The sequence below is a fragment of the Caballeronia terrestris genome (genome assembly GCF_001544515.1).
Taxonomy (GTDB): domain Bacteria; phylum Pseudomonadota; class Gammaproteobacteria; order Burkholderiales; family Burkholderiaceae; genus Caballeronia; species Caballeronia terrestris.
In genome coordinates, this window is the sequence record NZ_FCOL02000166.1 from 1 (window position 1) to 4,814 (window position 4,814).

4 protein-coding genes are annotated in these 4,814 nt (G+C 59.7%); all 4 read right to left on the minus strand.

Annotation, left to right across the window (positions count from 1 at the left end; genetic code table 11):
• Positions 1–569: chloride channel protein (locus tag AWB67_RS34455; protein ID WP_200822391.1), on the minus strand; the 569-nt coding region annotated here is incomplete at its 3' end.
• 324 nt (positions 570–893) lie between these two features.
• A complete protein-coding gene (locus AWB67_RS34460) occupies positions 894–2,141 on the minus strand; it encodes an MFS transporter (RefSeq protein ID WP_159965086.1) in 1,248 nt (415 codons plus the stop codon).
• 183 nt (positions 2,142–2,324) lie between these two features.
• Positions 2,325–3,779: a sulfatase family protein gene (locus AWB67_RS34465; protein WP_087660428.1), complete on the minus strand. Its 1,455-nt coding sequence runs from the start codon at positions 3,777–3,779 to the stop codon at positions 2,325–2,327.
• A gap of 75 nt (positions 3,780–3,854) precedes the next feature.
• The gene (locus AWB67_RS34470) at positions 3,855–4,652 is read right to left on the minus strand and encodes a GntR family transcriptional regulator (RefSeq protein ID WP_087660429.1); all 798 of its coding nucleotides are present in this window, start codon (positions 4,650–4,652) and stop codon (positions 3,855–3,857) included.
• Between the last annotated feature and the right edge of the window lie 162 nt (positions 4,653–4,814).

Consider the following 4,814-nt stretch of genomic DNA (forward strand, 5'->3'; position numbering starts at 1 on the left):
GTCACGAAGAACGCGCCCGCGATCGGCGCGTTGTACGCCGACGTGATCCCCGCCGCCGCGCCGCACGCGACGAGCAGACGCAGGCGCGGCGGATCGAAGTGAATCCATCGGCCGATGAGCGAGGAGACGAGCGCGGCGAGTTGAACCATCGACCCTTCACGGCCGATGGAACCGCCGCTGGTGATCGTGAGCAGCGACGACGCGCCGCGCCACGCGCTTTGCCAGACCGGCACGACGCCATCGCCGATGGTGACCGCTTCCATGTAGTCGGTGCTCGACTGCCTCGTCTTGCGCCGGTTGGCGATGATCAGACAACCGCCCGCGACCAGCCCTCCTGCCGCTGGCAAGAGGATGCGTATGTACCACGGCAGGCTTTCGGCGAGCGCGACCAGGCCTTCCGTATGGTCGCCGAGCAGCGCCTGCGTCAACCGGATACCTTCCCGAAACAATGCTGTCGCGCACGCGCCCGCGACGCCGACCGCGACCGCCCAGACGAGCATCATGTGAGAGTCAGAAAAGCGGAAAAGCTGCTGAGCGTGACCGCGAAGTTTAAGCCAGAAAATGAGCACTATTGTTTTTGTTAAGGCGAGCGGGTCTTACGGATGGTAACGTCGTCCGTGCGACGTAATGGCGCGTTTCAGACTTCTACTTGCGCCAATGTCGAGGAATCTAACAAGTTAAGGTCAACGGTCGAAAGAGCCGCTACTACATTAAGCAAACCTGTGAACCGGCGCGGGATTCAGGACGCCGTCGACGTGTCTTGACCCCGCCCGCAGGACGGCCGCGAGCGCCGTTGGTTCTTCTGGTTTGCCATTTCCACGGTGGACCAGGAAGACTACTAGCGCCGCGTGACCTCGGCGCGCACGTGTTTCAGACTCATTCGAGCGAACGGATTATTGCTTCTCCGTCGCGAGTTCTGCCTTGCCGGTGTTATGCGCGGACGTCACCCGCTTTCCCGGCAAAGTAAGCGTGACAACAGCGCAGATGACCGTGCAGGCGGCGAGAAAAGCGAACGCGCCATCGTAGGAGCCATGACGTGCCACGATTAGGAACCCCATCACAGCCGGTGATGCGACGCCCGCAAGCTGACTTCCCAGATTGACTATGCCCGATGCCATGCCCATGTCTTTCGCCTCGATCAGTTTCAACGGAAAAGCCCAGAGCGCAATGAAGGATATCTTCATGCTGAAGGAGAGAATGAGCTGGCAGGCAACCACCACCGGCAGGGTCGGCGCGCTCAGCATCACAAATAAACTCAAGCCCGCAAGCGTAACGCTCAGGAACAACAGGTACTTTTCGCGTCCAGCGAACAGCTTGTCGGCCAGCCAGCCGCCTGAAAGCATGCCCACCACACCTGCGACGCCTGGCAACGCGGAAACGATGCCCACATGGGCCAAGTCGAGCTTCTGAACCTTCAGCATGTAGGAGGGCAGCCAGGACAGGAAGCCCCAGATGAGAATGTTGACGCCGAAGTTGATGACTGAAATCTTCCAGATATTGCTGTCCTTGATGAGTTCCCTGAAGGGAAGCGGCGGCTCGTGATGACCGCTGGCCGTCGAGACGTTACTGGGTGCGGGATGGGACTGGCGCGTTCCGAAGAAGTACAAAAGAAATGCGAGCACGCCGAAGACCGACGAACAGATAAACATTCCGCGCCAGCCCGTATGTGCAATCAGCGGAACAGCGATGAGCGGCGCGACCACGAGGCTGAGCGGGTTCGTTGCGAGCATGAACGACTGTACCCGCGCCCGCTCATGCTTCGCATAGCCTTCGGCCACCGCCTTGTATGCGGCAGATGGGAAGCTTCCTTCAAAGATACCGAAGAGGAATCGAATCACGAACAGTGCGACCAGCGACCACGCCAGTCCGCTTGCTGCAGTGAAGATTGCAAACATGAACACGGCGAAGAGAATGGTCTTGCGGGTTCCAATCTTGTCGGCAACCCACCCGCCCGGAATTTGGATGACGGCGTAGCCAACGAAGAAAACGCTGAGAAGCAGGCCCAGCCCCGACTCGTCAATCTTGAATTCGGCGCCGATATAGGGAAGCGCCAGGTTGATCAGGAATCGCTCAAGATAACTTGCGAACCAGCACGCGAACAGAACCGACGCGAACTGGAATTTCTGATTCGAAACGTTCATACGTTCCTCATTTCTCTGGCTCGGAGGCAGGCTGCGAGCTTCTTGCAGCCGAAAGAGTGCCTGTCGCGAGCTCATGTCTCCCCGATATGGGTAGTGCACCGCGCGTGCCCTTTTGGACCGGTTGTCTATGCTTTTTTCCTGCGACGCCCGCGCGCGCGGTGGCTTTCTCGCTCCAGATCCGCGTTAGTCGAACACGACAGGCGCGCCCGGCGGGGGGCTGAAGCCTAGATCGCCTCGTGCGATCACCGCTTCGCGACCCCCGTTCAGCGAAAGCAACTCGGACTGGCGCTCGCGCACCATGCGATCGACGTCCTCCGGGTCGCAGATCTTGAGCAGCCGCTCATGACAGTCGCTTAGGACGCTCGCGTAGTCCGGGTCCGTCCCGAGGTCGTGGAGTTCTTCCGGGTCCGCTTTGAGGTCGAACAGTTGCGCGGGATAGTCGACGTAGTAGATGTATTTGTACTGGTTGTGACGGATCATGAATGCGCCCGTTGCTGACCCCATGCCGTGGTATTCGGTCAACACGTTGCGGTCGGGTTTGGCGCCGTCGGCGATGTCGTCAAGCGAAACGCCGGGGAAGCCTTCCGTGAGCGCGGGATCCGTCTCACCGACCGAGCGCAGAATGAACGGATACGTATCGACATGGCTCACCGGGGTATCCACGACCTTGCCCGGCTCGATGCCGGGGCCCGCGACGATCAAAGGCACGCCCGATGCCTCTTCGAACAAGGTCGACTTGCCCCACATGCCGCGCGAGCCGAGATTGTCGCCATGGTCGCTCGTGTACATCACCCGCGTGCTGTCGGCAAGGCCTGCGCCCTGCAGCGCGTTGAGCACGTGACCGATGTTTTCATCAAGGAAGGAACACAGGCCGTAGTAGCCGGCAAGCGCTCTTTTGAGCTTCTCGTCGTCGAAATGATCGTCATAGTTGAAGCTGCTGCGGTAGTCGATCTGATAGGGATGCGTGGGCCGCTCCTCCTTCCGATACAGCTTCGGAAGCGGCAGGTCCTGATTGTAGTACTTGTAAAAGTGCTGGGGCGGCGCCGTCAGCGGGAAATGCGGCGCGACAAAAGAAACGAACAGGACCCACGGCTTGTCCGGCTGCTTTTTCGCCATTTCATGCAGCCAAGTTTGTGCGCGCGCCGCGATGTCGCGGTCGTAGAACGTGTACTGGCTCTCGCCGGGGCCGGCCATATTGGCCATCTTGTAGGCGCCCTTGCGGACCGGCAAGTCGCTGCGGACCAGGCCCATCAGATCGCCTTTGCCCTCGATGATGTGCATGGGAATGACTTCTTCCGTGAAACCATGGTCTTCGCCTGTCAGCTTGAAGTGCAGTTTGCCGATCGATGTGACGTTGTGGCCGCGCTCGCGCAGCTTGTGATGCCAACTCGGCACTTCGCCGTCGTAGGCGTCGGCGTTGTCGGCGTAGCCGATCTGGTGAATGTACTTGCCAACCGCGAACGACGCGCGCGACGGAATGCAGACCGGGCTCGTGCAATACGCTGAACTGAAACGCGTGCCGCGCGCGGCGAGCGCATCAAGATTCGAGGTCTCGACAATCTTGTTTCCCGCGCAGCCAAGCATTTTCGGATTGTGCTCGTCGGACATGATGATGAGCAGGTTTTGCGAATCTTTCATAATTCCTCCAACTATGTAGGACTATAGTTTTCGCGTCGCAAATTTTTTTGGGGCGATGCTCTGCCCCCAAAAAGTTCAGCGCGAAGTGTGACCCATTCTCGGTAACTGGTCGGGCACGCTGAGCACCCGGTTCGTCGCCGGAATGGAGAATTCCTGGTAGTACACGCATGCGGTCGCGCCCATCATGGCCGCTGCGCGCATAAACAGACCCGCCTCGCCGGCCTTCGTAGCGGTGGCTTGTGCCGTGACGGCATCGAACTTGATCACGTTGATATCGTGCGTGATGCGAGTGATTGGCACGCTCAGCTCGTTGGCGATGAGCGTCTTGAAGTTCAGGCCGTCCAGGGAGCGCAACGACGCCTTCGAGAGGCGCGGCAGGATTCGACTATCCATATAGAACCGAACGAGCACATCGAACTCGCCGTTCACATTGATCGTTCGTGTGATCAGCATGAGATGCTCGTTGACATTGGGAAAATAGCGCGTCCACGCGCCCTTGCCGCTCACTCGCTCCCGGCTCACCACCTTCGAGTAGACAGGGAGGAAGCTCTCGCCGTCGTCTGCGAAGAAACGGCAGTGCCACGGGTCCTCCATGCGCAGATCGTTTTTCGCCACGAAGCTGCCGAGCCCGTGCAGCCGCACCACCACGCCCTGATCGACCAACATGCGCAGCGCCCGCTGCACGGTCCCGAGGCTGAACGGAGTCATTTCCGCAAGCTCTTCCTCCGTCGGGAGCCTGTCGCCCGCCTTCCAGTGCCCCGCGGTAATCGCCTGAAGCAATACCGAGCACAGGCGCATGTACTTCGGCGCCCCGCTCCGGTCCGGCCGCGCAAGGGCCGCGAAGACATCGGTGGTGTTTGCAACTGTGGACATATAGTTGGGCTAGAAACATAGAGCTATATAGTTCTATAGCACAGTACGCCGCTCTCGGCGGTTACGCAATAGCGCGCCCGGCAGGGAGCTATCGTTGAATCTGGTGTATGCGGCGTAGGGAAGCAGGAGAAGGCGGTGGCGATTGAAGGAGAATGTTGCTTA